The sequence below is a fragment of the Polaribacter sp. Asnod6-C07 genome (assembly GCF_045063625.1).
Classification (GTDB): domain Bacteria; phylum Bacteroidota; class Bacteroidia; order Flavobacteriales; family Flavobacteriaceae; genus Polaribacter; species Polaribacter vadi_A.
Genome location: NZ_JBEFOF010000005.1, coordinates 2,144,797 through 2,171,563 on the forward strand (window position 1 = coordinate 2,144,797; position 26,767 = coordinate 2,171,563).

The window sequence follows — 26,767 nt, forward strand, 5'->3', positions numbered from 1 at the left end:
TAACTTCAAATTATTTAAAAAAGTTCAACTATTTTTACGCTCCAAATTTCTAGATGATGATTAAAAAAACAAGAGCCGAAATCACCAAATGCATTTTACACAAAGTCGCTAATAAATTCAATAGTGGTCAAAATGTGCTTTCAGAAGATTTAATTCGTTTCGATCAAGAAGGTTACGATTTAATGAAAGGGTTTTTATTAAAACCATTTGGTAGTTTAACACAAAGTTATCGCTTTTCTCATCATGCAGATGTACGTTTAAATGAGTTGAATAACTATGCATCAGAAGTTTTTAAAGACGAAAATACGTTTATAGAATACTCTAAAAACATCGTAAATCATTTGTACGAACAATCGAATTCTGCACAAATTAAAACAGGAGATGTAATTGTTGTTTTTATAGAAGGTATAGAATATAAAGATGTTTTAACAGAGGCAATAGGAGTTTTTAAAATCGAAAATAAAGTTGACTTTTTTCAAACGTATTTAGATGATAATGAAAGTTTTGATGTTGTAGTGCAAAAAGGAATATCAACAAAAAGAATAGATAAAGGTTGTTTAATTTTAAATACATCAGATGTAGAAGGTACTGTTGTTTTTTCTGTAGATAACAACAACTACGATGCCCAATATTGGATTAAAAATTTCCTTTCTGTAAAGCTAGCTGATGATTATAATGCGCACACTCAAAACTATTTAGAACTGTGTAAAGAGTTTTCTGAAGAAGTAATAAAACCAGAATTTGGGAAACATGAACAAGGTAATTTTTTGGCAAATACCGTAGATTATTTTAAAGAACACGAAGCTGTAGATTATCACGATTTTAAAGACGAAATTTTTGAAGAAGATAAACACAAAGATTTGTTCGAAGATTATAAAAAACATTACGAAGATTTAAATGATGTTTTAATTCGTAATAATTTTGATGTTTCAGGAGTTGTTTTAAAGAAAGAAAAAAGCAAGTTAAAAACAGAAATTAAGTTAGATACAAACATCAACATAAAATTAGATGTAGATGCACCAGATGCAGCCTCAGAATATTTGGAAAGAGGTTATGATGAAGAGAAAAAAATGAAATATTACAAAGTGTATTTTAACGAAGAGAAATAATTATTTGTAATTACAAAAGATAGTGAAGTAATCTGTTTAATAAATTTTGCATATTACTTCGCAAATTCGCATTAACGTATTTTATGAAGCAACAAAAGCTTCAACCTCAAAAAGTGTTTTAAAATGCTTTAAAATTTTAGTTTTTACTTCTTCTAAATCAACCTTCCTATTTAACTCAGCTTCCATAGAAGTAACTGCTTTACCTTTAATTCCACAAGGAATAATATTATCAAAATAACCTAAATTCACATTAGCATTTAAGGCAAAACCATGCATGGTTACCCATCTAGAAGAACGAATACCCATTGCACAAATTTTACGAGCAAAAGGTGTTCCAACATCAAGCCAAACTCCAGTTTCTCCTTCACTTCTTGTACCTTTTATACCATATTCTGCAATGGTTAAAATTATGGTTTCTTCTAATAAACGTAAGTATTTATGAATATCTGTAAAGAAATTTTCCAAATCTAAAATTGGGTAACCTACAATTTGTCCTGGGCCATGATAGGTAATATCTCCACCTCTGTTTATTTTGTAAAAAGTAGCACCCTTTTCTTTAAGTTGATTTTCATTCAATAACAAATTACTCATATCACCACTTTTTCCTAAAGTATACACATGAGGATGCTCTACAAACAAAAAGTGATTTTTTGTAGTTTCTTGTAAGTCATTTCTACGATTAGAAATCTTAACGTCTACAGTTTCTTGTAGTAATTCAGTTTGATAATCCCAAGTTTCCTTGTAATCCTTAACTAATAAGTCTTTTAATTCGATGTTTCTATTCATAATCTAAAGTACAAAGGTAAATATTTCATTATATTTGGAGAGCTAATATTAAAACGATATTATGAAAAATATAAGCCCTCTTTTTTTATTATTAACATTGTTCTTTTTGATAGGTTTTCAAATCAATGCTCAAGACAATTGGCAAAAGGTTTCAAAAACAAAATATGATAAGAATGAAACAGCTGTTTTTAGTAAAAAACATTTTCCAAAGGAATATAATTTGGTTTCTTTAAACTTAGAGAGTTTTGCTTCTAATCTTAAATCAAAATCAAAAAAAGCTAACAATATTATAAAGTTACCAGATGCAAATGGAAAATTGCAGAAATTTCGTTTAGAAGAATCTTCAAATTTTGAAGTTGAATTACAAGAGAAATTTCCTGAGATAAAATCATATTCAGCACAAGGAATTGATGATCCTACAGCAATTGCAAAAATAAGTATGGGTACAGATGGTTTACATGGAATTGTTTTTTCTGGTAATCAAGAAACAATGTATATAGATCCATACTCAAAAGACAAACAAGATTATATTGTTTATAGTAAAAATAGTATAGCTAAAGACGAAGATGATTTTCAATGTATGGTAGAAGAAACTGCAAATAAAGAGCTTGTTTTTTCTGATGCAGCAAAAAATGCAGACGATGGTAAATTAAGAACTTTTAGATTGGCATTAGTTTGTAGTGGAGAGTATGCGCAATTCCATTTAACTAGACAAAATGTATCAACTTCTGCTACAGATGCTGTTAAAAAGGCGGCTGTTTTATCAGCAATGAATACATCTATGACAAGGATTAATGGTGTTTTTGAAAATGATTTAGCTGTAAAAATGGTAATTGTTGGTAATAACGATGATGTTATTTTTTTAGATGAAGACACAGACAACATCACTGATGGTAATGCTGATACTATGATAGATGAAGTACAATCTATTTGCGATACTCAAATTGGTACTGCAAATTATGATATTGGACACATTTTTAGTGTTGGTGGAGATGGTTTAGCTGGTTTAGGAGTTGTTTGTATTTCTGGTCAAAAAGCAAGAGGTGTAACTGGTATTGGTTCTCCTGTTGGAGATCCCTATGATATTGATTATGTTGCTCATGAAATGGGACATCAATTTGGTGCAACACATACACAAAATAACGATTGTAATAGAACAAGTTCTACAGCAGTAGAGCCTGGTAGTGGTTCTACAATTATGGGGTATGCAGGTATTTGTTCACCTAATGTTATTGGTACAGGTTCTGCAACTGGTAATAGCGATGATTATTTTCATACAGTAAGTATAGCTCAAATGTGGAGCCACATACAATCTTCTGGTAGTTGTGCAGTTACTTCAAATACAAATAATACTGCACCTACAGCATATGCAGGTTTAGATTATTCTATACCAAAATCTACACCTTTTAAATTAGAAGGTATAGCAACAGATACAGATGGTTTAAGCTCATTAACTTATAATTGGGAACAGATAGACAACGAAGTAAGTACAATGCCACCTTCTGCAACAAACGATGTTGGCCCAATGTTTAGATCTTTGCCATCGAAAACTACACCAATTAGATATATGCCAGAATTGGCAACTATAGTTGCAGGGAATTCTTCTACAACTTGGGAGGTATTGCCTTCTGTTGCAAGAGATTTAAACTTTTCTTTTTTAGTTAGAGATAATAATATTGGTGGTGGAAGCACAGCAAGAGATGATGTTAAAATTACAGTTACAGATGCTATTGCATTTACAGTAAATACTCCTAATTCTGCTGTTATTTGGGATGTAGGTTCTACACAAACCATTACCTGGAATAAAGGTACAACAGATGTAGCACCAATTAATTCTACTTTGGTAAATATCAAATTGTCTACAGATGGTGGAATTACTTTTCCTATTTTATTAAAAACAAATACTGCAAATGACGGTTCAGAAAATATTATAATTCCAGATAATGCAACATCTAACGCAAGAATTATGGTAGAAGCTGCAGACAATGTTTTTTACAATGTAAATAGTACAAATTTTACAATAAATTCTACAGCACCAACTTTTGTAATGAATAATAATAGTGGTACTCAAATTGCTTGTAATTCTGGTAATGAAACTGTTAGTTATACTTTAAATTTCGATTTTGTTAATGGTTTTTCAGAAACAGTTACTCTTTCTGCTACTGGTCAACCTAATGGATCTGTAGTAACTTTTAATCCGACAACTATAAATAGTGATGGTAATGTAACAATGTCAGTTTCTAATTTAGATGATGAAACTGCACAAGATTATGTATTATCAGTTTTAGGATCTTCATCAAGTATAGTTCAGAGTTTAGATTTAGATTTAAAATTAACATCACCTGAATTTGGTACTTTAAAACTTACTTCACCAACAAATGGTGACACAAACATTGCTTTAACAGGAGATTTAGTTTGGGGAGCCAATACAAATGCTACCTCTTATGATGTTGAAGTAGCAACAGAAACAGGTTTTACAAACATTGTTTCTTCTGGTAATGTAACTACCAATTCTTACACAACAGATAATTTATCTGGATTAACAGAGTATTTTTGGAGAGTAAAACCTAAAAATGATTGTGGAGAAGGTTCTTATTCTACTGTGTATAGTTTTACAACATTATCACCAAGTTACTGCGAGTCTATATTTACAGATGAAACTGGTGGTTCAGAACATATACAAAATGTTACTTTTAATACCATTGAGAATGATTCTGGTAATGACACTGCAGATGGTTATATAAATTACACAAAAATATCAACAAATGTTAAAAGAGGAGATACACATCAAATTTCTGTAACTATGGATACAGCAGGTTATCAAGATCATTGTTTTGTTTTTATTGATTGGAATCAAGATTATGTGTTTGATAATGATACAGAAAGATATGATTTAGGAAGTGTTACACAAGATATTGGAACTGTAACAGCATCTATAACAGTGCCTGATGATGCAAGATTTGGAAGTACAAGAATGAGAGTAATTATAGAATACGATGATCCTAATGAAGGTTATGGTTTAGGTGCTTGTTTAGCAGATCATATTTGGGAATGGGGAGAAACAGAAGATTATAGTGTAATTGTAGACAACACAGCATCTATAGAAGACACCTCTTTTTCTAATTTTAATTTATACCCAAACCCTACTAAAGGAGCATTTACTTTGAATTTTGATATGCACAATGAAGAAGAGGTTAATCTAAAATTATATGATATTAGAGGTATGCTTGTAGGTGAAAAAAGATATGAAAATACAAGTTCTTATTTTTCTAGAAAAATTCAGTTTTATGATGTTGCTAGCGGATTATATTTATTGAAAATAATAAATGGAAACCTACAAACCACTAAAAAATTAATGATTGAATAATCATTTAAATAAATAATAATTTTAAAGAACCACACCATAATACATGATGTGGTTTTTTTAACTCCCAAAAAAGAATGTGTGTAAATATCTACCAGGAGTAAAAGTAAATCCGCCAGCAATAATGATAGCACCTAAATAAAGAAAAATCATTTTAAACTTATGCTTTTTGATTTGTCCTTTTTTTACAGCGATAATTGCTGTAGGTACAGAGTATAGAGTTAAAAAACTAAATAAATGTATATAGCCAAAATGATTTAAAAATTGTGGGCCAACATAAGCAGGCATAAATAAAGTGATTATTGCAGTTATCATCATTAAAGCCATATAAATTTTACCTAATGACTTATGAAATGGAGTTCCTTTTTTTACAGATAAAAGATAAGCACCAATAAAAAAACAAGGAACCACAGTTGACAAATGAGCGTACATTAAATATTTATAATCCATAGTATTATAAAGTTTTTGTCTAAAAATAACAAATAAAAAAACCGTATAAAATTTTATACGGTTTTTAAATAATATTTTGTTTTATTTATCCTAAGAAAGGGTATTTATAATCTGTAGGCGTAACAAAAGTTTCTTTTATTAATCTTACAGATGTCCAACGTAATAAGTTTTGTGCAGAACCAGCTTTATCATTGGTTCCAGAAGCTCTAGCTCCTCCAAATGGTTGCTGACCTACAACAGCTCCTGTTGGTTTATCATTTATATAAAAGTTACCAGCAGCATTTTCTAATGCTTTTGATGCTTGCTCTACAATATATCTATCAGTAGAAAAAATTGCACCTGTTAATGCATATTCTGTAGATTCGTCTACTAATTTTAAAGAAGCCTCCCATTCAGCATCTTCGTAAACATAAACTGTCATTACTGGGCCAAAAAGTTCAGTTGTCATTGTAGAGAATGTTGGCGATTTTGCAAGAATAACTGTAGGTTCAATAAAATACCCAACAGATTTATCATAATTACCACCAATAATTACTTCAGCATTTTCATCAGCTTTAGCTAAGTCAATATACTTTGCAATTTTATCAAAAGAACCTTCGTGAATAACAGCATTTACAAAGTTTTCTGGGTTTTCTGGTGATCCCATTTTTAATTCTGATGTCTGTGCAATTAAATGTGCTTTAACGTCATCCCAAATAGAAGCAGGTATGTAAGCACGTGAAGCTGCAGAACATTTTTGACCTTGATATTCAAAAGCACCCCTTGTAATTCCTGTTGCAACTTGTAAAGGATTTGCAGAATTGTGTGCCCAAATAAAATCTTTACCACCTGTTTCACCAACAATTCTTGGGTATGTTTTATAAGTATGGATGTTTGTACCAATTTGTTTCCATAATTCTTTAAAAACAAAAGTAGAACCTGTAAAATGTAATCCAGAGAAATCTGGAGAAGATAAACAAGTATCAGAAATCATTACAGGGTCTCCATAAACAACGTTAATTACGCCATCAGGTAAACCAGCTTCTTTAAATAAATCTACAATTACTTGTGCAGAATATGCTTGATGATCAGAAGGTTTCCAAACCACAACATTACCCATTAAAGCTGCTGCTGCAGGTAAATTTGCTGCAATAGAAGTAAAGTTAAAAGGAGAAATTGCATACACAAAGCCTTCTAAAGGTCTGTACTCAACTCTGTTCCAAATTCCTGGTGCAGATGCTGGCTGATCTTTAAAAATATCAGTCATGTATTGTACATTAAATCTAAAGAAATCGATCATTTCACAAGCAGCATCAATTTCTGCTTGGTGTACATTTTTAGATTGTGCAATCATTGTTGCAGCATTCATTTTTGCTCTATATGGTCCTGCTAATAACTCAGCAGCTTTTAAAAATATAGATGCTCTTTCCATCCAAGAAACAGAAGACCAAGCTTGTCTTGCTGCTAATGCAGTTTCAATAGCTTCATCTATATGTTTTTTTTCTGCTGTATGATATTGGCCAACAATATGCTTGTGATCATGAGGAGGTGTAACATTTTTTGTGTTTCCTGTTCTTACTTCTGCACCATTAATATGCATAGGTATATCTATAGAACCATTAAACATTTCTTTGTAAGTTGCTAATAATTCTTCTCTTTCTGGAGAGCCAGGTGCATAGCCTTTTACAGGCTCGTTTACTGCAACTGGAACATTAAAAAATCCTCTTGCCATTTTGTATGTTTTTTAAATTTGAATCGACTAATTTTGTCTATGCAAAGTTACAGTTTTTGTTTCAATAAATTTAATGGTTTTTAGGTGTCTTTTGTTAAGGGAAATTTAAAAACTATATCAATATTTAAGATTTATCATAATTTTTTAAAAGATTTTTATGTGTACAGTTACCTATCTTCCTTTAGGAGGAAATAATTTTATTTTAACTTCTAATAGAGATGAAACTCCATTAAGAAAAACAATTCCGCCAAAAACTTATTTAGAAAATGGTGTGGAAATTACCTACCCAAAAGATGAATTAGCAGGTGGAACTTGGATTGGTACAAGCAATATGAATAGATTAGTTTGCTTGTTAAATGGAGGTTTTGAAAATCATAAAAGGGAATTGCCTTATAAAATGAGTAGAGGTATTATTGTTAAAAACATACTTTCTGCGGATGATGCAGTAGCGTATATAAATAATTTTGATTTTAACAACATAGAACCATTTACTTTAATTCTCGCTGATTGGAATAGCTCTTTAGATACTTATGAGTTAGTTTGGGACGGATTAAAAAAATATTTTAATAAATTGCCACAAGAACCAAAAATTTGGTCTTCGTCTACATTATATACTTCTGATATGAGACGATTAAGACAAGTTTGGTTTGCAGATTGGTTAACTCAAAACAAATTGTTTTCTCAAGAAAAAATATTACAATTTCATAATAATTCTACTTTAGGAAGTGTAGGGACATCAATTAAAATGAAACGCGAATTTGTAGAAACTGTAAGTGTTACATCAATCTTAAAAACTGCCAATAATGTTACGTTTGATTATTTTGATTTAGCTAAAATAGAAGTATAGTTTTTGTTTAAAACAGCGCAAAAGATATCACAAAAACAAAAATAATACCAATTGTAGCTACAATAGAATAACTAAAATTCAATAACATAAACTTCATAAAAGTTTTAATATAGCCTTGCTGATAAAACTTTTTCATTGCAATAATTAAATACAGTAAAAAGAGAATAGTAAAAATCCAGAGTTCTGGTTTTAGTCCGCAAATTTTTAATAAAAAGAAAATAGCAAACAGCATAAAAAATACAGTTTGTATATGAAAAACAAAGATTAAGTGATCTATGTAGCCAAATTTTCTTCGGATGTAAAAGAACTTTAGAAACAATGTAAAAAAGGGTAAAAGTATAAATAGAGAAATAGAGCCCGAAGATAAAATTTGACTAAAAAATTGATCTCTACTATCTTCATCTTCAGTAAAAGAATATAAAGTTTTTGCTCTTGTAAATAAAAATCGATTTGTAAAATTTTTCTCAAAACCCAAAGAGTCTAAAGCTACATCCATTTTAGAATTTGGATATTCTTTTATATAATCAGTAAATTTATCTAACCTTGTAATTCCACCAAAATTAAAACTGATATCATCTTTTTTATTGGTTGTAGTAGTGTCTCTAGCTTCTTTTTCTACTTCTTCTAATATTTTTTTTCTTGCAGATGCTGGTATAGGAACAAAAGATTTTTTTAATTGGCTATCTAATTTTTGTTTAATTGAATCTATTTCTGCATCAGTTGGTGTTTCTTTTTTCTTTTGTATAGAATCTTTTTTAACTACTTCAGTAATTTCTGCTACACTTTCTTTAGCTAATTCTTCGTATTTATCTATAGATTTAGATAAACCTACAATTAGAAAGAAAAGAATGGAAACAGTTAAGTAAAAACGAAAAGGATTTGAATAACGTTGTCTTTTACCATCAATATAATCTCTAGAAACTTTACCTGGTTTTATTAAAAGAGGAACAATAGTTTTCCAAAACTTAGCATCAAAATTGAATAAACCATTAAAAACTTCGTGAATAAAACTTTTAAAAGTAATTTTATTTCCTTTATTAGTTTGGCCACATTCTGGACAGAATTTTTCGTAGCCAGAAAAAGGAAAGCCGCAATTCAGACATTCTGGATCTTTAATTTTAGCAACTTTATTTTTTCTTTTTTTTAGTTTGATAAGACTTTTGTTATTAGTTGAAATGTGGGTATAATTACATTAAATTTTTCTAAAGTTTCTATGTTTTCCATAGCATAAAAACCTTTCATAGCTCCAATATTAGATTCTAAAAAGCAACCAGAACTATATGAATATGTGTCATTTGGTTTTAAAACCGGAGTTTGCCCAACAACACCTTCGCCTTCAACGATTTCAGATTTATTTAAAGAATCAAAAATTTGCCAAAAACGATCTGTTAATTTTACAGTTTCAGTAGAGAAATTTTCTATAGTAATAAAATATGCAAATACATAATACAAACTGTTATTCCTATAGCTTGTACCATTGTATTTTGTTTTGACAGAAATTTTAATGCCTTTTGTTATTTGTTCTACCATTCAGGGTAAATGTAGTTTTTTTGGATAAAAAATACAAGTCAAAACTTAATTTAAAAAGTTTGTTTAAGAATCAATGTTTATAAAAGTAGTAATTGTCGGTTTTTGGGTAAAATTTACCCAATTATATTGAGAATTACACATGTTTTACACATTTGTTTTTACGGTATTTTGACGTGGTTGTTTTTTAGTGCGCTGTTAATTAGTGTTTTATGAATATTTATCTGTAATAGGTTTTTTACGGCATATTTATTTCAATATACCTAATCGAAAATAATTATTAATTTAAAAACTTATCATTATGAAAAAATTAGTTTTAACAGTAACATTAGCAGTATTAACAAGTGGAGTATCAGTTTATGCTTTAGAAAGCAACAATAACAACAATCCAAACGAAATTATTAAGACAGTTGTAAATGACGAATTTAAAGAAATTGCCATTGCAGATTTACCAGTAGCAGTTTCTGAAGCAATTACAAAAGATTTTGCATCTGCAACTGTAACAAAAGTTTTTGTAAACGAAAGTGAGCAGTATAAAATTGAAATTACAATGGATGGTGCTGAAAGTGTTGTATATGCAGATAAAGAAGGAAACTGGTTAGAGGAAAAAGAAATTATGACTAAGAAATAGATTAGTACGTAAGTAAAAGAATTTTTAAGAATACATAAACATTTATAAATCCAATATTATGAAAAAATTAGTTTTAACAGTAACATTAGCAGTATTAACAAGTGGAGTATCAATTTATGCTTTAGAAAGCAACAATAACAATAATCCAAACGAAATTATTAAGACAGTTGTAAATGACGAATTTAAAGAAATTGCCATTGCAGATTTACCAGCAGCAGTTTCTGAAGCAATTACAAAAGATTTTGAATCAGCAACTGTAACAAAAGTATATGTAAATGCTAGTGAGCAATATAAAATTGAAATTAAAGTTGATGAAAAAGAAACTGTTGTTTATGCAGATAAAGAAGGTAGTTGGTTAAAAGAAGAAGATATTATTACAGAAAAAGGTAGTAAATTAAAGATGTAATTATCTAAAATTTCATTTTTTTAATCAAATAGGGGGGAAGGCATTTTTTAATTAAAATGCCTTTTTTTTATATCAATCAATTTATCTTGATATTTTTGTAATAAATCTATAAGCTTTATGAAAAGGATTTTATTAATTGAAGATGATGTAACTTTTTCAGAAATGTTAAAGCGTTTTTTAGTACGACATAAATATGTTGTTGATGCAAGCTATACTATAAAAAGTGCTTTATTACAGTTAAAAAATCACAACTACGATTTAGTTTTTACAGATTTACGTTTGCCTGATGGAGATGGAATTACTTTGTTAAAACAAATAAAACTCAGTAAAAAGCCAATTCCTGTAGTTTTAATGACAAGTTATGCAGAGGTTTCTACTGCAGTACAAGCAATGAAACAAGGTGCTTTCGATTATATTTCAAAACCTTTTAATCCTGATGAAGTTTTAGAGGTTATAAGTAATGCATTAGTAGAAAAACCGGAAGTTAATACAGTGGTTTCTGAAAAGAAGCAAGAAAAAAGAACAAACAAAGTTGCAACAGAATTTATAAAAGGTATTAGTAATTCTTCTAAAATTTTATATGAATACATAGATTTAGTTGCACCAACAGATATGTCTGTACTTATAACAGGAGAAAGTGGTACTGGTAAAGAAGTGGTCGCAAAAACAATTCATTTAAAAAGTTCAAGAAAAGATCAGCCTTTTATTCCTGTAGATTGTGGTGCAATTCCTAGAGAAATAGCTTCTAGTGAGTTTTTTGGTCATAAAAAAGGTTCTTTTACAGGTGCTAACGAAGATAAAATTGGGCATTTTGAGTCCGCAAATGGAGGTACGCTTTTCTTAGATGAAGTAGGTAATTTAACTTACGAAAATCAAATACAACTATTACGTGCTTTACAAGAAAGGAAAATTAAACCAATTGGTAGTAGCAAAGAAATTAATGTTGATATTCGTTTAATAACTGCAACCAATGAAGATTTACTTTTGGCTGTAGATAAAGGTGATTTTAGAGAAGATTTGTATCATCGTTTAAATGAGTTTTCTATTAAAGTGCCCAACTTAAAAGATAGAAGCGACGATTTAATTTTGTATGTAGATTTCTTTTTAAATAAGGCAAACAAACAATTGAATAAATCAGTTGTTGGTTTTTCTAAAAATGTATTAACTATTTTTCAAAATTATCAATGGCCAGGTAATTTAAGAGAATTATCTAATGTAATTAAACGAGCTACATTATTAACTAAATCAGAAATAATCGATGTAAATACTTTACCAAGTGAGTTAACGCTGGTTAAAGAAAACGAATCAGTTTTGTCTTCTTCTAAAAAATTTTCAACAAAAGAAAATGAGAAAAAGCTAATTATAAATGCCTTAGAAGAAGTGGGGGATAATAAAACTCAAGCTGCAAAACTATTGAACATCACCAGAAAAACATTGTATAATAAAATGAAAGAATACAATCTTAATTAAGGTATTTTTTTATTGATGTTACAATTGTATTTAATTTATATATAAAATCAGTAAAAACTTCATCATCAAAAGAATTGGCAGTTTCAAATAATTCTAAATGCGGAATTACAGTTTTAATTTCTAATTGTTTAAACATACTCAACATTTTATGGCTTACCTCATTTAAGGTATATATGTCTTTGTTTTCTTGTGCATTTTTTAATAAAATAGAATTATTTTCAGTGTCTTTTAAGAAAGTCTGTAATGTGTTGTTTAAAGCATCAGCATCATTATTTAAAAAAGAATTTAGTGTTTTTAGATTAAAACCTTCAGTTGTTTTCTCTTCATTATTGTTGATGTTACTATTAAGGTCTACAATATTTGCATCAAAAAAGCGAAGTAAAGTATTTTGCAATTTTTTAGAATCAAAGGGTTTTATTAAAACATCAGAAAAACCGCTTTTTATTAAATCTTCTTTAGTAATGTTTTCACGACCTGTCATTGCAAAAACTGGTTGCTGTTTGTAAGATGTGCTATTTTTAAGTGTTTCCATAAAATGGATACCATTCATTTTGGGTAATTGAATATCAGTTAAAACAAAATTGTAAGCTATTTTATCAATGCCTTTAATGGCATCTTGAGCGTTTTTAAAAAGTATTGGTTTTATTTTAAGTTGCTTTAAAAAGTCTTCTAAAAGTTGTCTTAAAGAGGCATCATCTTCTACAATAATAGCAGTTAAATTAAAAGTAAAAATACTGTTTTTAGCTTCATTAGTAGTTGTAATTCTTTTTTCTGATAGTGTAACAGGTAGTTTTAAAGTAAAAGTACTTCCAACATTTATTTTACTTTCTAGAGTTAACGAACCATTTAATAATTCTGTAAGTTTTTTAGAAATGGTTAAACCTAATCCAAAGCCTTTAATAGTATTGTTTTTGTTTTCTGCTTGATTAAAAGCTTTAAAAATATTTTCTTTTTGATCTTTACTAATGCCAATTCCTGTATCTTTTACTTTAATTTCTAAAATATTATTTTTTAAAAAACTTTCAATGGTTATTGTTCCTTCTTGGGTAAATTTACACGCATTAATGATGAGGTTAGATAGAATTTGTTTAATTCTAAAAGGATCACTAATTATAAGATTATTGATGGATTTATCGTGTTTAACAATAATAGTTACAGGTTTATTTTTGATATAAGCTTTAGCATTTTCACTAATTTCATCAATAGAATTTTCTAAGTTAAAAGGAATAGATTCTATGGTTATATTTCCATTTTCTAATGTAGAAAACTCTAAAAGATCGTTTACTAATTGCCCCATGTAACCAGATGCACTGCGAATGTGGTCTATATAATTCTTGTCTTTTGTATTTTGTGTTGTTTTTTGAAGTAATTCACTAAAACCAGAAATGGTGTTTATAGGAGTTCTTAAATCATGACTTACCATAGAAATTAGTTGTTCTCTATTTTTTAAAAGTGATGTTGTTTTTGAGTTTGCTTTTTCTAATTGATTACGATAACGTTGTGTTTTCCAATAATCATTTAAAATAATTATAGAAAAAAATATGATGATTATAAAACTGATAGCTGCAGCAAGCAAAATAATTTTTCTACTTCCATTAATTGTTTCTTCTCGCTGATTATTCATATCAGTTGTGTAAAGAATAATATCTTTTTCAAGATTGTCTAGAAGTTCATAGAGTTTTCTAGAAATGGTTAAATCATTTTTAATAAGTTCTTTTTGTTTTCTTTGTAGATAAAAACGTCTACTATCATTTTTGTTTTTAGCTTCTTTTAACATCCTTTTAGAGATAGAAACTAAAGTGTCAATTTCTGTTTCACCAAGTTTTGTAATAGAATCTTTTGGTGTATTTTTATTTAGTGAAGCTGCATAATCTTCTAACTTTAATTTTGCTTCATTATCTAAATTTAATTGGCTGTTTACAAAATCGTTTGTGTTAATTTGTACTAGAAGTGAGTCTATAGATGTTAGTTTGTTAATTGCATTATTTATAGATTCATCAGTATCATTTTTACGATTTAAATTATGTAAATCGATAACATTTTTTAATTTTTTATCAATAATTAATTTAATGCTATCTAAAATAAACTCTTGCGAATTATTAGAAATACTAAGATTTAACGAGTCTAATCTTGATATTAATTTTTTGTTTTCAGTAAGGTACTCGTTAAATTTTTCTCTAGAATTAAATTGAAGAGCGGCCCTAGCTAAACTCTCATTTTTATAAATATTAGCAATTAAAGTACCAGTTTTTACAATTACATTTCTATCAGTAACATCTTGTTTTTGTAATTGCGTAAAAGTTTTTATTTCAGAAAGCACTAAAAAACCAGAAACAACAGCTAAAAGGCTAAGTGTTATATAACCTATTATTACCTTAAAAGTAAATTTCTGTTTTAATGATTTCATAAATTAGAATAATTATCTAAATTTTAAATCTAAAAGAATAAAATTGCTAGTTTAGTTTTTGTAATTATCTATTTTGATCAAAATAAGTAGTTCCAACTCCAATAACTCTATCATATAAACCTCCAAAAGTTTTGTAGTAGGCAATAACTGTATATTGGTTTTCTGTTTGATAAAAATTACCATTTATAGCATTCGTATCAACCTTGTTATATTTATCTACAGTTACAAAAGTATAATTGTAAAAACCTTGTTTAAAAAGTATGTTTCCTTTGTAGCTAAGATTTTTAAAATCATATTCCATTTTTGCATTTTCATCAATTTTAAAATTATTAAAAGCACCATAAATATATACGTCTTTATCTAAAAAAGGAGTATCTGCAAATAAGGTAAAATGCATCATAGCATAATCTGCTTCTGTATTTGTATCAGTACCTTCTATGGTTCTAATTACAAATTGCCCATTAATATCGGGGTTGTATCTATAAGATAAATACTCATTATATGTATAAGGATATAAATAATGATGAAAAATATCTTTCATCTCAATTCTAACTGTATTTACACTTCTATTTCTGATGAGCTTGCTATCAAAATTTAAATATTCATTGCCACCGTCAAAATTGGTTTTATTAGTATAAGTGTATAGTAATTGATTTTGTTTAAAAAAGGTTGGCTGTAAATCTGTAATTTTTTCATTCCAGTTATCATTTTTTAGAACAACAACATTTATTTCTTGTGATGGATTATTGATGCGTAAATTAGGATGATTTATAGAAAACTGAACAGTTTGTTGTGTGTTTGTAGTTTTTGCATTTCTACTTCTAGTAACATTTGCAGCAACAATTGCTGTACTTTCGTAAAGTACAAATTTTCTAGTAAAAACAACTTCGTCATCATCATTTAAAACTGATAAAAGGTAATTGCCACTTTTAGTAATCACTGTATTTATATTCGGAATTTTTACTGAATAATGAGAGTAACTCTGAAAAGTATTAAACGAATTCGTTACATCTATAATCGAGTTTTCATCAAACCCATCTATAAACTGACTAGATAACAATCTACTTTTTTTCCAATCGTGAGTCATGTGCTCAATTCTATATCTATAGTCTTTAGCATCAGCATCTAAATCATCAAAAGACAATTCTAAAAGAGTGCCTAAAGGTACAATTGAAGAATAATTATTTTCTTGTAAAGTTCTTAGTTGAATAGATTTTATACTTTGAGAGTAAGATAAATAGCAACAAAAGCTTAATAATAAAGGTAAAAATTTCTTTAACATTATACAAAAATAAGAATTCACTTTTCAGAAATATCAAATTTTAAGCCAAAAATTATGACGATAACGTTTTCATTAAATATATTTATTTAGAATAAATATAAATAGTGAATTTAAGCTTTAAAAAGTATCAAAAAGAAGATGTAAAATCCGTAAATTTGCTTGATTTTTTTAGATAATTAAAATTCCAAATTTACTATGTCAAAAGACATTCGTATTAAAAAAGGCTTAGATATTAAGCTTGTTGGTATTGCAGAAAAAAACACTACAAAAAGTACTTTAAGTAGTGTTTATGCAGTTAAGCCAGAAGATTTTCACGGAATTATACCTAAACTTGTTGCCAAAGAAGGAGCAGAAGTAAAAGCAGGAGAAACACTTTTTTATTCAAAAAGTGACGAACGCATTTTATTTCCTAGCCCTGTTTCTGGTAAAGTTGTAGAGGTAATTCGTGGAGCAAGAAGAAAAGTTTTAACCATAAAAATTGCTGCTGATGCTTCTCAAGTTTATACAGACTTTGGGGTAGTAGATGTTAATAAAATGTCTGAGCAAGAAGTGAAAAATCACTTGTTTACTTCAGGTTGTTGGCCATTTATAAAACAACGTCCTTATGATGTTGTTGCGAATCCAAATCAAGCACCAAAAGCAATATTTATTTCTGGGTATGCAAGTGCACCTTTAGCTGCAGATTTAGACTATACTTTAGCTGGTAAAGAAGCTGAATTACAAACAGCAATTAATGCTGTGTCTAAATTAACAGAAGGTAAAGTTCATTTATCAGTTGGTGCAAATTCAAACTCTGTTTTATCAAAATTAACAGGTGTAGAATTGCATAAAGTTTCTGGTCCACATCCATCAGGTAACGTAGGTACTCAAATTGCAAACATAGATCCTATTAATAAAGGAGAAGTAGTTTGGGTTGTAACGCCTCAAGATTTGGTTGTAATTGGTGAGTTATTGTTAACAGGTAAGTTTAATGCAGAAAGAACAATTGCATTAACAGGTTCTAAATTTAGTAAACCACAATATGTAACTGCAATTGCAGGAGCAGCAATAGAAGATATTACAAAAGATAATTTAATTGCTGATAATACAAGAGTTATTAGTGGTAACGTTTTATCTGGTAAGCAAGTTGCAGCAGATGGTTTTATCGGTTTTTATGATAACCAAATAACTGCAATTCCAGAAGGAGATGATTATGAATTCTTTGGATGGAATAAGCCAATCTTTAATAAAATCTCTACTTCAAGAGCATTAACTTTTTCTTGGTTAAATCCTAAGAAAAAGTACGATTTAGATACCAATACAAATGGAGAGCATAGAGCTTTTGTTGTAACTGGTGCTTATGAACAAGTTTTTCCTTTAGATATTTATCCAATGCAATTGTTAAAAGCATTTATGATACAAGATTTAGATGAAATGGAAGCGTTAGGTGGTTATGAAGTAGCTCCAGAAGATTTTGCATTAACCGAATTTATTTGTGTGTCTAAACAACCACACCAAAAAATAATTCGTGAAGGTTTAGATTTAATGAGACAAGAATTAGGATAAGATTATGGGCTTAAAACAAAATTTACATAATTTAAAAGAAAAATATAAAGGGACAAAAATGGCTCCTGCATTTAATGCAATCCATACCTTTTTATATTTACCAAATGAAGTTACTCATGGAGGAACTCATATAAAAGCAGCAGACGATTTAAAGCGTACAATGAACATTGTAATTATGGCTTTAGTACCTTGTTTGTTATTTGGTATGTTTAATGCAGGTTATCAGCATTATGCTGCAATAGATGGTTCTTTAAGAACTGATGTTATAGCTAACTTTTTTACTTGGGATAACCTTTGGATTGGAATTATAAAAGTACTACCATTAGTAATTGTTTCTTATGGAGTTGGTCTTATTGTAGAATTTATATTCGCAGTTATTAAAGGTCATGAAGTAGAAGAAGGATATTTAGTAACAGGTATGTTAGTACCTTTAATTGTACCAATTGATACTCCACTTTGGATGTTAGCTGTTGCAGTTGTTTTTGGAGTTGTTATTGGTAAAGAAGTTTTTGGAGGTACAGGTATGAATATCTTAAACCCTGCATTAACAATTAGAGCATTCTTATTCTTTGCATATCCAACTTGGATGTCTGGAGATAAAGTTTGGGTTTACGATGCAGTAAAAAGAACTGGTACAGAAGATGCAATTTCTGGAGAAACTATTTTAGGAAGTTACGCACAAAATAATGATGTAGTTTACTCTACTTGGGATATGTTTATGGGATTCATTCCTGGTTCTGTTGGTGAAACATCAACTTTATTAATCTTATTAGGTGCAGCTTTTTTAATTTTCACAAAAATAGGAAGTTGGAGAATTATAGTATCAACTTTTATTGGTGCAGCTGTAATGGGATTAATTTTTAACGGAATTGTAAATGCAGATATCATTACAGAATCTAGTAAATTCTACGGATTAATGAGCACTGATTGGTGGCAACACTTAATAATTGGAGGTTTAGCATTTGGGGCTGTGTTTATGGCAACAGATCCTGTAACAGCATCACAAACAAATAAAGGAAAATGGATTTACGGTTTCTTAATTGGTTTTATATCAATTATGATTCGTGTATTTAATCCTGCTTACCCAGAAGGTGTGTTTTTAGCAATCTTGTTAATGAATGTATTTGCACCAACTATAGACCATTATGTGGTTCAAGGAAACATAAAAAAGAGATTAAAACGTACTAAAGTTAAAACTGCCTAATTATGAGTAAGAGAACAGATAGTAATAGTTATACAATGATTTTCGCTGTTGTAATGGTGTTAATTGTTGGTTCTTTATTGGCTTTTTTAGCTTCGTCTTTAAAACCAGCCATTAAAGAAAATGAAAGAATAGAAAAGCAACAGAATATTCTGTATGCTATGGGTGTAAACGAAAATGACGAGTCTAGTGCTACATTCGTATCAACATCAGTTGCAGGAGAAGAGTTTGCAAAATACATTAAAAAGCAAATTGTTATAGAAGGAGATAAAATTTCTGAAGATGACGAAGCGTATTTAATAGATGTAAAAAAGCAACAAGCAAATGCTAAAGAAGGTAAAATTAGAAAATTGCCTTTATTTATTGGAGAAAAAGAAGGTAAAACATTTTACGTAGCTCCAATTAGAGGTAAAGGTTTATGGGACGCTATTTGGGGTTATGTTTCTATGGATGAAAATATGGTTGTACAAGGAGCTTATTTTGATCATAAAGGAGAAACACCAGGATTAGGGGCTAACATTAAACAACGTTATTTTATGGATGATTTTTACGGAGAGCATTTATTAACAAAAGCTGGAGTTTTTAAAGGAATTACAGTAGCTAAAGGAAATAACGATCCTAAAAACGAAGAAAAAACAGATTATGAGGTAGATGCAATTGCTGGTGCTACAATTACTGGTGATGGTGTTTCTGCAATGATAAAGAAAGATTTAGCATTGTATGTACCTTATTTTAAATCATTAAAAAAATAATTTATGGGACTTTTATCAAAAAAAGACGCAGCATTAATTAAAGATCCGTTATTAGATAATAATCCAATTACAATTCAAGTATTGGGTATTTGTTCTGCATTAGCAATTACTGCAGAGCTAAAAGCTTCTATTGTAATGTCAATTTCTGTATTATTCGTATTAGGAGTTGGTAACGTGGTTATCTCTTTAATGAGAAACATTATTCCATCAAAAATTAGAATTATTGTGCAACTTATTGTTGTTGCAACATTGGTAATTATTGTTGATTTAGTTTTGAAAGCCTTTGCTTATGAGTTAAGTAAAACATTATCCGTTTTTGTTGGTTTAATTATTACAAACTGTATTATTATGGGACGTTTTGAAGCTTTTGCTTTAGGTAATGGACCTTGGAGATCTTTCTTAGACGGAATTGGTAATGCAGTAGGTTATGGTGTAATTTTAATTGCAGTTGGTTTCTTTAGAGAATTATTAGGTTCAGGAACTTTATTAGGTTTTAAAGTTTTGGGAGACCCAATTGAAAAAACAGGTTTATATGCTATAGGATATGAAAATAACGGATTTATGTTATTATCACCAATGGCATTAATTGTTGTAGGTATCATTATTTGGGTACAGAGAACTAAGAACAAATCATTAATAGAAGAACATTAAAATTAGTTTGCAGTAAGCAGTCACAGTTTGCAGTCAAATGCTAACTAAATACTGAAACTGAAAACTGAAAACTAAAAAATATATGGAACATATAGAATTATTTTTCAAATCGATATTTATAGATAACATGGTTTTTGCTACCTTTTTAGGTATGTGTTCTTACCTTGCTGTATCTAAAAAAGTATCTACTGCTGTTGGTTTAGGGGCTGCTGTAATTTTTGTACTAGCAGTTACTGTACCTTTAAACTGGTTATTAGATCAATATATATTAAAAGACGGAGCTTTAGTTTGGTTAGGAGAAGAGTATGCAGAGTACGATTTAAGCTTCTTATCATTTATTATGTTTATTGCAACTATTGCAACCATGGTACAATTGGTAGAAATTATTGTTGAAAAATTTTCACCATCATTATACAATTCATTAGGTATTTTCTTACCATTAATTGCAGTAAACTGTGCTATTTTAGGTGGTAGTTTATTTATGCAATCTAGAGAAATCCCTTCTTTAGGCTTAGCTTTAACTTATGGTGTAGGCTCTGGAATTGGTTGGTTTTTAGCAATTTTAGCCATTGCAGCTATTCGTGAAAAGATTAGATATTCTTCAGTTCCTCCAGCATTAAGAGGTTTAGGAATTACTTTTATTATTACAGGTTTAATGGCTATTGGTTTTATGAGCTTTGGAGGTATGTTAACTGGTGGAGATGAAAAGAAAGAAGAAAAACCAGCTGTAGAAGCAAAGGTGAAAGAGGTTAAAGTAAAAGAAGAAAAGGCTAAAGAAATTGTAGCTGAAAACACAAATATAAACTAGTAAAAGAATGATATTAGCAGCAGGTACAACAGGAACCATTATTGCAACAGTAGCAGCCTTTTTATTAATAACATTGTTATTGGTAACATTGTTACTATTTGTAAAACAAAAATTATCTCCTTCTGGTCCAGTAACAATTACCATTAATGGAGAAAAGAAAATAGAAGTTGGTTCTGGTAGCACACTTTTAACAACATTAGGAAACGAGAAAATATTTTTACCATCAGCTTGTGGTGGTGGTGGTTCTTGTGTTCAATGTGAGTGTCACGTTTTAGAAGGTGGAGGAGAAGCTTTACCTACAGAAGTGCCACATTTTACAAAAAAAGAATTAAAATCAGGTATACGTTTAGCTTGTCAAGTTAAAGTTAAACAAGACATGAACATTACTATTCCAGAAGAAGTTTTCGGAATAAAAAAATGGGATGCAGTTGTTGTTAGAAATTACAATGTAGCTTCTTTTATTAAAGAGTTTGTAGTTGAGATTCCTGAAGATATGGGTTATAAAGCTGGTGGATATATTCAAATTGAAATTCCTCCATGTGAAGTAAAGTATTCAGAAATGGATATTACAGCTCACCCAGAAGAACATGAAACACCAGATAAATTTGAAGCTGAATGGGATAAGTTTAAATTACGTCCATTAGTAATGAAAAATACTGAAACTGTAGAAAGAGCATATTCTATGGCTTCTTACCCAGCTGAAGGTAGAGAAATTATGTTAAATGTTCGTATTGCAACTCCACCATTTGATAGAGCAAAAGGTGGCTGGATGGATGTAAATCCTGGAGTTGCATCTTCTTACATTTTCAATTTAAAGAAGGGTGATAAATGTGTAATTTCTGGTCCTTATGGAGAGTTCTTCATTAACGAGTCAGATGCAGAAATGTTATATGTTGGTGGTGGTGCAGGTATGGCTCCAATGCGTTCTCATTTATATCATTTATTCAGAACTTTAAAAACCGGTAGAAAAGTAACTTATTGGTATGGAGGTCGTTCTAAAGCAGAGTTATTCTATATTGAACACTTTAGAGCTTTGGAAAAAGATTTTCCTAATTTCAAATTCTATATAGCGTTATCAGATCCTTTAGAAGCTGATAACTGGAAAGTTAAAAAAGATATTCATGATGAAACTGGTGATGGATTTACAGGTTTTATTCATAATTGTGTAATTGATAACTATTTAAGTCTTCATGATGCACCTGAAGATTTAGAATTATATTTCTGTGGACCACCATTAATGAACAAAGCTGTTCAGAAAATGGGTGAAGATTTTGGTCTTGCAGATGAAAATATTCGTTTTGATGACTTTGGAGGATAAACCAAACTGTTATCATTAATCAACAAAAAACCGATTCAATTATTATGAATCGGTTTTTTGTTGTTCGTTATTTAATATAATTATTGTTTTACTTATGCTAAAAATGTTTGTAGATGATAAATTGGCTCACCATCTTCTTGTTCAAAAATCTTTGAATAATCCATAACATTAGGAATGTTATCAAGTTTGCATAATAGTTCAACTACGTTAGAAAGACCATTAAATAATACTTCATTAGAACTAGGGTTTTCGGGTTTAGTGTTATAATGACATAAAGGAGTTTTAAATCCGCAGGCATCTAAAAATACTTTTTCTATTTGTAATATTTCTTTTGGTGAATAGCCATTAAATTTTCTTCCTAAATTTTGATGTACTCTGCCAACATAACTAAGCTCTAAAGAACCATGATTGTTTGATAAATGTTTCCAACTATCATGATTGTCTAATATATTACCCACTGCACAAGCAGTACAATCCTCAGGATTTAATCTATTATTATGATATGCATTGTATAGCTTAAGAAGAGCTTGTTCAAGTCTTTTTGTAGTTTTCATATACTATTGCTTTTTATCAATCTAAAAATACTAAATTTTTGTTACTAAATCAAATGTTAGTATAGTTTATAGAATTAAATTAAATAAGACTTATGCTGGTTTTTTTTCATCCTTTTATATTGTATTTTTGATGATCTTATTTTCAAAAAATGAAAAATATTCAAAAAATATTAAAGAAGAATAAATACATCAAAATTAAATTAAAGCGTATTGAAACCAACCATTTGGAATTAAAAGCAACTTTGAATGGTATAAAAGGTAGATTTATTTTAGATACTGGAGCTTCAAATTCTTGTGTAGGATTAGATTTAATTGAATATTTTAATCTTGATGCAAAAGAAAGTGAAACCAAAGCAGCAGGAGCAGGTGCTACAGATATGGAAACCCAGCTATCAGAAAACAATACTTTAAAAATAGGTGATTGGAATACAAAAAAATGTCATTTGGTTTTGTTTGATTTGTCGCATGTTAATACTGCGTTAGTACAGCATAAAGCTAAAAAAGTACATGGTATTATAGGTGCTGATATTTTACAAAAAGGAAAAGCATTTATAGATTATAATAAGAATATTTTATATCTAAAAAAGACAAAGAAATAATTAATTTAAAATTAAATAAAATGAGTTTGCAAAAACAAGTAATGGATAAAATGAAAGAAGCTATGAAAGCAAAAGATACTGTTGCTTTACAAGCTTTAAGGGCTGTTAAATCTGCTTTTTTATTAGCAAAAACTGAAACTGGTGTTCAAAAAGAGTTAACTGAAGAGCAAGAAGTTAAAATTATACAGAAACAAGTAAAACAAAGAAAAGATAGTGCAGCTGTTTTTTTAAAACAAGGTAGAGAAGATTTAGCAGAACCAGAATTGATAGAAATTACTGTTTTAGAACAATTTTTACCAGAAGCTTTATCCGAAGAAAAAGTAGAGGAAATTGTTAAAGCTACTATTACTAATTTAGGAGCTTCTGGAATGCAAGATATGGGTAAAGTTATGGGTGTAGTTTCTAAAGAATTGGCTGGGCAAGCAGATGGAAAAACAATTTCTACTTTAGTTAAAAAGCATTTAATGAGTTAACAACTGCATTGTAATATTTAAATGGCTCCATAGTTCAACTGAATAGAATATCAGATTTCGGCTCTGAGGGTTGCAGGTTTGAATCCTGCTGGAGTCACAAAAAGGAATAAAAAAAAGAAGCGATGATAAGATTTATCTTTCATCGCTCTCTTTTTTACAAACAATTAACTAGAAAACTAGTTTTGGATTTATTATAATCTTGGGGGTTAGATTTATAATACTGGTTCAAATTTACATTAGATTTATAAACTATACAATCCCCATAAATGGTGAAATTTTTTTCTCCCTATAAATGGGGAGAGTCCTCCCCATTTATAGGGAGGACTCTCAAAAGAAATGATTTTAAAAATGTAAATTATTGTCCGAATAAATGTAATTCAGTAAATTCTTTGTGAACAGTAATTGTTTGTGATTCAATTGATTCTGATTGATTTATTTCAATTTCTACATTGTCTATTTGTACAGATGTAATCTTAAAAGGTAAATTGTGTAAGTTTACATTAAACTTAGTATAACTAGCATCAAAAGTACCTTCTTTGTGTTGCTGTAAAATAAATTCTTTCTTTTTACCAGTTAATTTAAAAGTACGTAAACTATATCGTCCTTTCTTATAGTCATAACCATCATGCGCATCATCATATAATTGAGACTTTTCTTTACCAGCTTTGTAATAAACATCTAATGTAATTTCATCGAAGTTCTTTTCACCTACATATTGTTGTACAGGATATTTTGGTATAACAGCACCTTCTTTTATAAAAATTGGCATACTGTCTAGATCAGCATCTACCCAAATTTCTTTACCTCCTTCAACTACTTCATTTGTCCAGAAATTATACCATTTTCCTCTTGGTATATACATTCTTCTTCCTTTAGCATTTGGTTCTTGTATTGGGCAAACTAAAATTTGTTCTCCATAAACAAACTCATCACTTCTATAATGTGTTTGTGCATCTTCTTGATCGAATAAAACAAGAGATTTAAGTATTGGAGTTCCATGATTTATGTGTTTCCAAAAAGCTGTATATAAATAAGGTAATAATTGGTATCTTAATTCTACAAACTTTCTTACGATATCTGTAATTTCATGTCCGAAAACCCATGGTTCTTGATCTCCATGATCACCAGAAGAATGTACTCTACAGAATGCGTGAAATATCCCTAATTGAATCCATCTTGCAAAAAGTTCTCCTTGAGGTTGTTCTGCAAACCCACCAATATCAGATCCTGCAAAAGAAAAACCAGACATTGCCATTCTTTGAGCTTGATTATTTGCAATTGCTAAATGTTCCCAAGTGGCAACATTATCACCCATCCAAGTTGATGTATATCTTTGAGTACCAGAATATGCTGCTCTTGTAATTACAAAAGGTCTTTTTGGATATGCATATTTTTTTAATCCATGGTAAGTGGCACGTGCCATTTGCATACCATAAATATTATGTGCTTTTCTATGCGAACAATGGTTACCATCATAATCATGACGTACATCATTTGGGAAAGATTTATTTGGCACATCCATTACAGCTGGCTCATTCATATCATTCCAAACACCTTTTACACCAATTTCTTCTATTAATTCTTGAAATAAACCAGACCACCATTCTCTTACTTCTGGTTTTGTATAATCAGGAAAATAACATTCTCCTGGCCATACTTTACCCTTCATATATGGCCCATCTGCACGTTTACAGAAATAATCTTTGTCTAAAGCTTCTTTAAAAACATCATATTCTAAATCTATTTTTATTCCTGGATCTATAATAACAACAGTTTTAAAACCGTCTTCTTCTAGCTCAGTTACCATTCTTTTTGGATCTGGGAAATAATTTTTATCCCAAGTAAAACAACGGAAACCATCCATATAATCGATGTCTAAATAAATAGCATCACAAGGAATCTGTAAATCTCTAAAAGTTTTTGTAATTTCTTTTACATTACTTTCTGGATAATAACTCCATTTACATTGATGGAAACCTAAAGCCCATAAAGGTGGTAATGCATGAGGTTTACCAGTTAAATCTGTATAATTGGCAACTACATCTTGCATTTTTGGTCCATAGATAAAATAATAATCCATTTCGCCACCTTGTGCCCAAAAACTTGTTACATTTCTTCTTTCTTGTGCAAAATCGAAATAAGTTCTAAAAGTATTATCAAAGAAAATACCATAAGCTTTATTATTGCAGATAGATGTATAAAATGGTATTGCTTTATATATTGGATCTGTGTCTTTACCAAATGCGTAAGAATCAGTTACCCAGTTTTCGAAACGTTTTCCTTTTAAATTTACATCTACAGGTTTATCTCCTAAACCATAATAACTTTCAGCTTTTTGAGATATTTTACTCATTTTCACGATATCTCCACCATATTCATAGCTTTCTTCCCAATGAAAACCTATTTCATCTTCATTGATTAAAACCATATCTATAGCATCATAAATGCTTACTTGTAAACTTAACTTTTCTACTTTACAAACTAATTTAGATGTTGTAATAATATAATGAGTTTCATCTTCTGTAATTTCTAAAAAATTATATCCTCTAGATGCGTGTATAGTAATACCATAAGAAAAATCATTTTCGAATTTTCCTGTTGTTGCATATCTAAATCTAATTACACTATCTCTTACAACTGTAACTTGTAAAACAACGTTGTTTTTAGTTGTAAAGTAGAGTGTATCTACATCTTTTTTATAACCTATTATTTTAGAAGGAAATAAATTTCCTTTTTGTTCTAATTCAGTATTTACAATCATAATTGATTTTTTTAGTTATGTATTAAGGTATCTTTATAAGATAAGTTTACCTTAATATATAAGGTATGTTAAAAACAAAAATATTGCTTATTTATTTAAAAATAAACCGAATACA

24 protein-coding genes, 1 tRNA gene and 1 pseudogene are annotated in these 26,767 nt (G+C 29.3%); 16 read left to right on the top strand and 10 right to left on the bottom strand.

The window, feature by feature from the left end; all coding sequences use genetic code 11:
* Positions 1-56 precede the first annotated feature (56 nt).
* The gene (locus tag ACJJVK_RS09185) at positions 57-1,109 is read left to right on the top strand and encodes a nucleoid-associated protein (protein WP_405568344.1); all 1,053 of its coding nucleotides are present in this window, start codon (positions 57-59) and stop codon (positions 1,107-1,109) included.
* Positions 1,110-1,190: 81 nt separating this feature from the next.
* On the opposite strand, the gene lipB is transcribed toward ACJJVK_RS09185, so the two are convergent.
* Positions 1,191-1,895 carry a lipoyl(octanoyl) transferase LipB gene (gene lipB / locus ACJJVK_RS09190; RefSeq protein WP_405565404.1) on the bottom strand — a complete coding sequence of 235 codons (705 nt, stop codon included), beginning with the start codon at positions 1,893-1,895 and terminating at the stop codon, positions 1,191-1,193.
* A 61-nt stretch (positions 1,896-1,956) separates the two neighbouring features.
* On the opposite strand from lipB, the gene ACJJVK_RS09195 reads away from it, so the two are divergent.
* Positions 1,957-5,262, top strand: a complete 3,306-nt coding sequence (locus ACJJVK_RS09195; protein ID WP_405565406.1) for a reprolysin-like metallopeptidase — start codon at positions 1,957-1,959, stop codon at positions 5,260-5,262.
* Positions 5,263-5,319: 57 nt separating this feature from the next.
* Here ACJJVK_RS09195 and ACJJVK_RS09200 read toward each other — a convergent pair whose 3' ends face one another.
* Together ACJJVK_RS09200 and pruA are read right to left on the bottom strand one after the other, a co-directional pair.
* Entirely contained in the window at positions 5,320-5,709 is a 390-nt protein-coding gene (locus tag ACJJVK_RS09200) for a DUF2306 domain-containing protein (RefSeq protein WP_405565409.1), read from the bottom strand.
* A gap of 85 nt (positions 5,710-5,794) precedes the next feature.
* On the bottom strand, positions 5,795-7,420 hold the full coding sequence (gene pruA / locus ACJJVK_RS09205) for an L-glutamate gamma-semialdehyde dehydrogenase (RefSeq protein ID WP_405565412.1): 1,626 nt from the start codon (positions 7,418-7,420) through the stop codon (positions 5,795-5,797).
* Between the two features lie 157 nt (positions 7,421-7,577).
* Between pruA and ACJJVK_RS09210 the strand changes: the two genes are divergently transcribed.
* On the top strand, positions 7,578-8,267 hold the full coding sequence (locus ACJJVK_RS09210) for an NRDE family protein (protein ID WP_405565414.1): 690 nt from the start codon (positions 7,578-7,580) through the stop codon (positions 8,265-8,267).
* Positions 8,268-8,274: 7 nt separating this feature from the next.
* Here the strand turns inward: ACJJVK_RS09210 and ACJJVK_RS09215 are convergent, their stop codons facing one another.
* Positions 8,275-8,763, bottom strand: a complete 489-nt coding sequence (locus ACJJVK_RS09215; protein ID WP_252726770.1) for a hypothetical protein — start codon at positions 8,761-8,763, stop codon at positions 8,275-8,277.
* Between the two features lie 88 nt (positions 8,764-8,851).
* Here ACJJVK_RS09215 and ACJJVK_RS09220 point away from each other — a divergent pair, with 88 nt between their 5' ends.
* Positions 8,852-9,133: a hypothetical protein gene (locus tag ACJJVK_RS09220; protein WP_405565417.1), complete on the top strand. Its 282-nt coding sequence runs from the start codon at positions 8,852-8,854 to the stop codon at positions 9,131-9,133.
* 32 nt (positions 9,134-9,165) lie between these two features.
* On the opposite strand, the pseudogene ACJJVK_RS09225 reads toward ACJJVK_RS09220, so the two are convergent.
* A pseudogene (locus tag ACJJVK_RS09225) lies at positions 9,166-9,444 on the bottom strand (DUF3667 domain-containing protein); the annotation flags it as partial.
* Positions 9,411-9,797, bottom strand: coding sequence for a Co2+/Mg2+ efflux protein ApaG (gene apaG, locus ACJJVK_RS09230; RefSeq protein ID WP_215993442.1), 387 nt, complete (start codon positions 9,795-9,797; stop codon positions 9,411-9,413). The pseudogene ACJJVK_RS09225 and the gene apaG, both read right to left, overlap by 34 nt.
* A 298-nt stretch (positions 9,798-10,095) precedes the next feature.
* Here apaG and ACJJVK_RS09235 point away from each other — a divergent pair, with 298 nt between their 5' ends.
* The 3 genes from ACJJVK_RS09235 to ACJJVK_RS09245 all read left to right on the top strand — a co-directional run bounded on the left by ACJJVK_RS09235 (position 10,096) and on the right by ACJJVK_RS09245 (position 12,301).
* Positions 10,096-10,425, top strand: coding sequence for a hypothetical protein (locus ACJJVK_RS09235; protein WP_405565420.1), 330 nt, complete (start codon positions 10,096-10,098; stop codon positions 10,423-10,425).
* Between the two features lie 58 nt (positions 10,426-10,483).
* Positions 10,484-10,831 (top strand): hypothetical protein, encoded by a 348-nt coding sequence (locus tag ACJJVK_RS09240; RefSeq protein WP_405565422.1) that lies wholly within the window; start codon positions 10,484-10,486, stop codon positions 10,829-10,831.
* Positions 10,832-10,948: 117 nt separating this feature from the next.
* On the top strand, positions 10,949-12,301 hold the full coding sequence (locus tag ACJJVK_RS09245; RefSeq protein WP_405565424.1) for a sigma-54-dependent transcriptional regulator: 1,353 nt from the start codon (positions 10,949-10,951) through the stop codon (positions 12,299-12,301).
* Here the strand turns inward: ACJJVK_RS09245 and ACJJVK_RS09250 are convergent.
* On the bottom strand, positions 12,294-14,708 hold the full coding sequence (locus ACJJVK_RS09250) for an ATP-binding protein (RefSeq protein ID WP_405565427.1): 2,415 nt from the start codon (positions 14,706-14,708) through the stop codon (positions 12,294-12,296). The two genes, ACJJVK_RS09245 and ACJJVK_RS09250, sit on opposite strands and share 8 nt — an antisense overlap.
* Before the next feature lie 64 nt (positions 14,709-14,772).
* Entirely contained in the window at positions 14,773-15,990 is a 1,218-nt protein-coding gene (locus ACJJVK_RS09255; RefSeq protein WP_405565429.1) for a DUF5103 domain-containing protein, read from the bottom strand.
* Between the two features lie 195 nt (positions 15,991-16,185).
* On the opposite strand from ACJJVK_RS09255, the gene ACJJVK_RS09260 reads away from it, so the two are divergent.
* From ACJJVK_RS09260 to nqrF, 6 genes are all read left to right on the top strand, one after another.
* Positions 16,186-17,535 (top strand): Na(+)-translocating NADH-quinone reductase subunit A, encoded by a 1,350-nt coding sequence (locus tag ACJJVK_RS09260; protein ID WP_405565431.1) that lies wholly within the window; start codon positions 16,186-16,188, stop codon positions 17,533-17,535.
* 4 nt (positions 17,536-17,539) lie between these two features.
* Positions 17,540-18,739, top strand: coding sequence for an NADH:ubiquinone reductase (Na(+)-transporting) subunit B (locus ACJJVK_RS09265; RefSeq protein WP_215993435.1), 1,200 nt, complete (start codon positions 17,540-17,542; stop codon positions 18,737-18,739).
* Between the two features lie 2 nt (positions 18,740-18,741).
* Complete coding sequence (locus ACJJVK_RS09270; RefSeq protein WP_405565434.1) at positions 18,742-19,488, top strand: Na(+)-translocating NADH-quinone reductase subunit C; 747 nt, start codon at positions 18,742-18,744, stop codon at positions 19,486-19,488.
* 3 nt (positions 19,489-19,491) lie between these two features.
* Complete coding sequence (locus ACJJVK_RS09275) at positions 19,492-20,139, top strand: NADH:ubiquinone reductase (Na(+)-transporting) subunit D (protein WP_068355489.1); 648 nt, start codon at positions 19,492-19,494, stop codon at positions 20,137-20,139.
* Between the two features lie 82 nt (positions 20,140-20,221).
* Positions 20,222-20,947 carry an NADH:ubiquinone reductase (Na(+)-transporting) subunit E gene (gene nqrE, locus ACJJVK_RS09280; RefSeq protein ID WP_215993433.1) on the top strand — a complete coding sequence of 242 codons (726 nt, stop codon included), beginning with the start codon at positions 20,222-20,224 and terminating at the stop codon, positions 20,945-20,947.
* A gap of 7 nt (positions 20,948-20,954) precedes the next feature.
* Positions 20,955-22,265 carry an NADH:ubiquinone reductase (Na(+)-transporting) subunit F gene (nqrF, locus tag ACJJVK_RS09285; RefSeq protein ID WP_215993432.1) on the top strand — a complete coding sequence of 437 codons (1,311 nt, stop codon included), beginning with the start codon at positions 20,955-20,957 and terminating at the stop codon, positions 22,263-22,265.
* Between the two features lie 92 nt (positions 22,266-22,357).
* On the opposite strand, the gene ACJJVK_RS09290 is transcribed toward nqrF, so the two are convergent.
* A complete protein-coding gene (locus ACJJVK_RS09290) occupies positions 22,358-22,819 on the bottom strand; it encodes a Na(+)-translocating NADH-quinone reductase subunit F (RefSeq protein WP_215993431.1) in 462 nt (153 codons plus the stop codon).
* A 149-nt stretch (positions 22,820-22,968) separates the two neighbouring features.
* Here ACJJVK_RS09290 and ACJJVK_RS09295 point away from each other — a divergent pair, with 149 nt between their 5' ends.
* The 3 genes from ACJJVK_RS09295 (at position 22,969) to ACJJVK_RS09305 (ending at position 23,988) form a co-directional block, all read left to right on the top strand.
* Entirely contained in the window at positions 22,969-23,418 is a 450-nt protein-coding gene (locus tag ACJJVK_RS09295; protein WP_405565439.1) for a retropepsin-like aspartic protease, read from the top strand.
* Positions 23,419-23,438: 20 nt separating this feature from the next.
* A complete protein-coding gene (locus ACJJVK_RS09300) occupies positions 23,439-23,891 on the top strand; it encodes a GatB/YqeY domain-containing protein (protein WP_405565441.1) in 453 nt (150 codons plus the stop codon).
* Positions 23,892-23,914: 23 nt separating this feature from the next.
* Positions 23,915-23,988 (top strand) — tRNA-Arg (locus ACJJVK_RS09305).
* Between the two features lie 258 nt (positions 23,989-24,246).
* On the opposite strand, the gene ACJJVK_RS09310 is transcribed toward ACJJVK_RS09305, so the two are convergent.
* A complete protein-coding gene (locus ACJJVK_RS09310; protein WP_405565443.1) occupies positions 24,247-26,652 on the bottom strand; it encodes a glycoside hydrolase family 31 protein in 2,406 nt (801 codons plus the stop codon).
* Between the last annotated feature and the right edge of the window lie 115 nt (positions 26,653-26,767).

Excerpts from the sequence above, each read along its gene's own strand:
- ACJJVK_RS09260 (WP_405565431.1), top strand. The coding sequence starts at position 16,186 with ATGTCAAAAGACATTCGTATTAAAAAAGGCTTAGATATTAAGCTTGTT.
- ACJJVK_RS09300 (WP_405565441.1), top strand. The coding sequence starts at position 23,439 with ATGAGTTTGCAAAAACAAGTAATGGATAAAATGAAAGAAGCTATGAAA.
- ACJJVK_RS09310 (WP_405565443.1), bottom strand. The coding sequence starts at position 26,652 with ATGATTGTAAATACTGAATTAGAACAAAAAGGAAATTTATTTCCTTCT.
- nqrE (WP_215993433.1), top strand. The coding sequence starts at position 20,222 with ATGGAACATATAGAATTATTTTTCAAATCGATATTTATAGATAACATG.
- ACJJVK_RS09210 (WP_405565414.1), top strand. The coding sequence starts at position 7,578 with ATGTGTACAGTTACCTATCTTCCTTTAGGAGGAAATAATTTTATTTTA.
- ACJJVK_RS09250 (WP_405565427.1), bottom strand. The coding sequence starts at position 14,708 with ATGAAATCATTAAAACAGAAATTTACTTTTAAGGTAATAATAGGTTAT.
- apaG (WP_215993442.1), bottom strand. The coding sequence starts at position 9,797 with ATGGTAGAACAAATAACAAAAGGCATTAAAATTTCTGTCAAAACAAAA.
- ACJJVK_RS09295 (WP_405565439.1), top strand. The coding sequence starts at position 22,969 with ATGAAAAATATTCAAAAAATATTAAAGAAGAATAAATACATCAAAATT.
- ACJJVK_RS09185 (WP_405568344.1), top strand. The coding sequence starts at position 57 with ATGATTAAAAAAACAAGAGCCGAAATCACCAAATGCATTTTACACAAA.
- ACJJVK_RS09275 (WP_068355489.1), top strand. The coding sequence starts at position 19,492 with ATGGGACTTTTATCAAAAAAAGACGCAGCATTAATTAAAGATCCGTTA.
- ACJJVK_RS09235 (WP_405565420.1), top strand. The coding sequence starts at position 10,096 with ATGAAAAAATTAGTTTTAACAGTAACATTAGCAGTATTAACAAGTGGA.
- lipB (WP_405565404.1), bottom strand. The coding sequence starts at position 1,895 with ATGAATAGAAACATCGAATTAAAAGACTTATTAGTTAAGGATTACAAG.
- ACJJVK_RS09245 (WP_405565424.1), top strand. The coding sequence starts at position 10,949 with ATGAAAAGGATTTTATTAATTGAAGATGATGTAACTTTTTCAGAAATG.
- pruA (WP_405565412.1), bottom strand. The coding sequence starts at position 7,420 with ATGGCAAGAGGATTTTTTAATGTTCCAGTTGCAGTAAACGAGCCTGTA.
- ACJJVK_RS09215 (WP_252726770.1), bottom strand. The coding sequence starts at position 8,763 with ATGGATGTAGCTTTAGACTCTTTGGGTTTTGAGAAAAATTTTACAAAT.
- ACJJVK_RS09200 (WP_405565409.1), bottom strand. The coding sequence starts at position 5,709 with ATGGATTATAAATATTTAATGTACGCTCATTTGTCAACTGTGGTTCCT.
- ACJJVK_RS09265 (WP_215993435.1), top strand. The coding sequence starts at position 17,540 with ATGGGCTTAAAACAAAATTTACATAATTTAAAAGAAAAATATAAAGGG.
- ACJJVK_RS09240 (WP_405565422.1), top strand. The coding sequence starts at position 10,484 with ATGAAAAAATTAGTTTTAACAGTAACATTAGCAGTATTAACAAGTGGA.
- ACJJVK_RS09195 (WP_405565406.1), top strand. The coding sequence starts at position 1,957 with ATGAAAAATATAAGCCCTCTTTTTTTATTATTAACATTGTTCTTTTTG.
- ACJJVK_RS09255 (WP_405565429.1), bottom strand. The coding sequence starts at position 15,990 with ATGTTAAAGAAATTTTTACCTTTATTATTAAGCTTTTGTTGCTATTTA.
- ACJJVK_RS09270 (WP_405565434.1), top strand. The coding sequence starts at position 18,742 with ATGAGTAAGAGAACAGATAGTAATAGTTATACAATGATTTTCGCTGTT.
- nqrF (WP_215993432.1), top strand. The coding sequence starts at position 20,955 with ATGATATTAGCAGCAGGTACAACAGGAACCATTATTGCAACAGTAGCA.
- ACJJVK_RS09290 (WP_215993431.1), bottom strand. The coding sequence starts at position 22,819 with ATGAAAACTACAAAAAGACTTGAACAAGCTCTTCTTAAGCTATACAAT.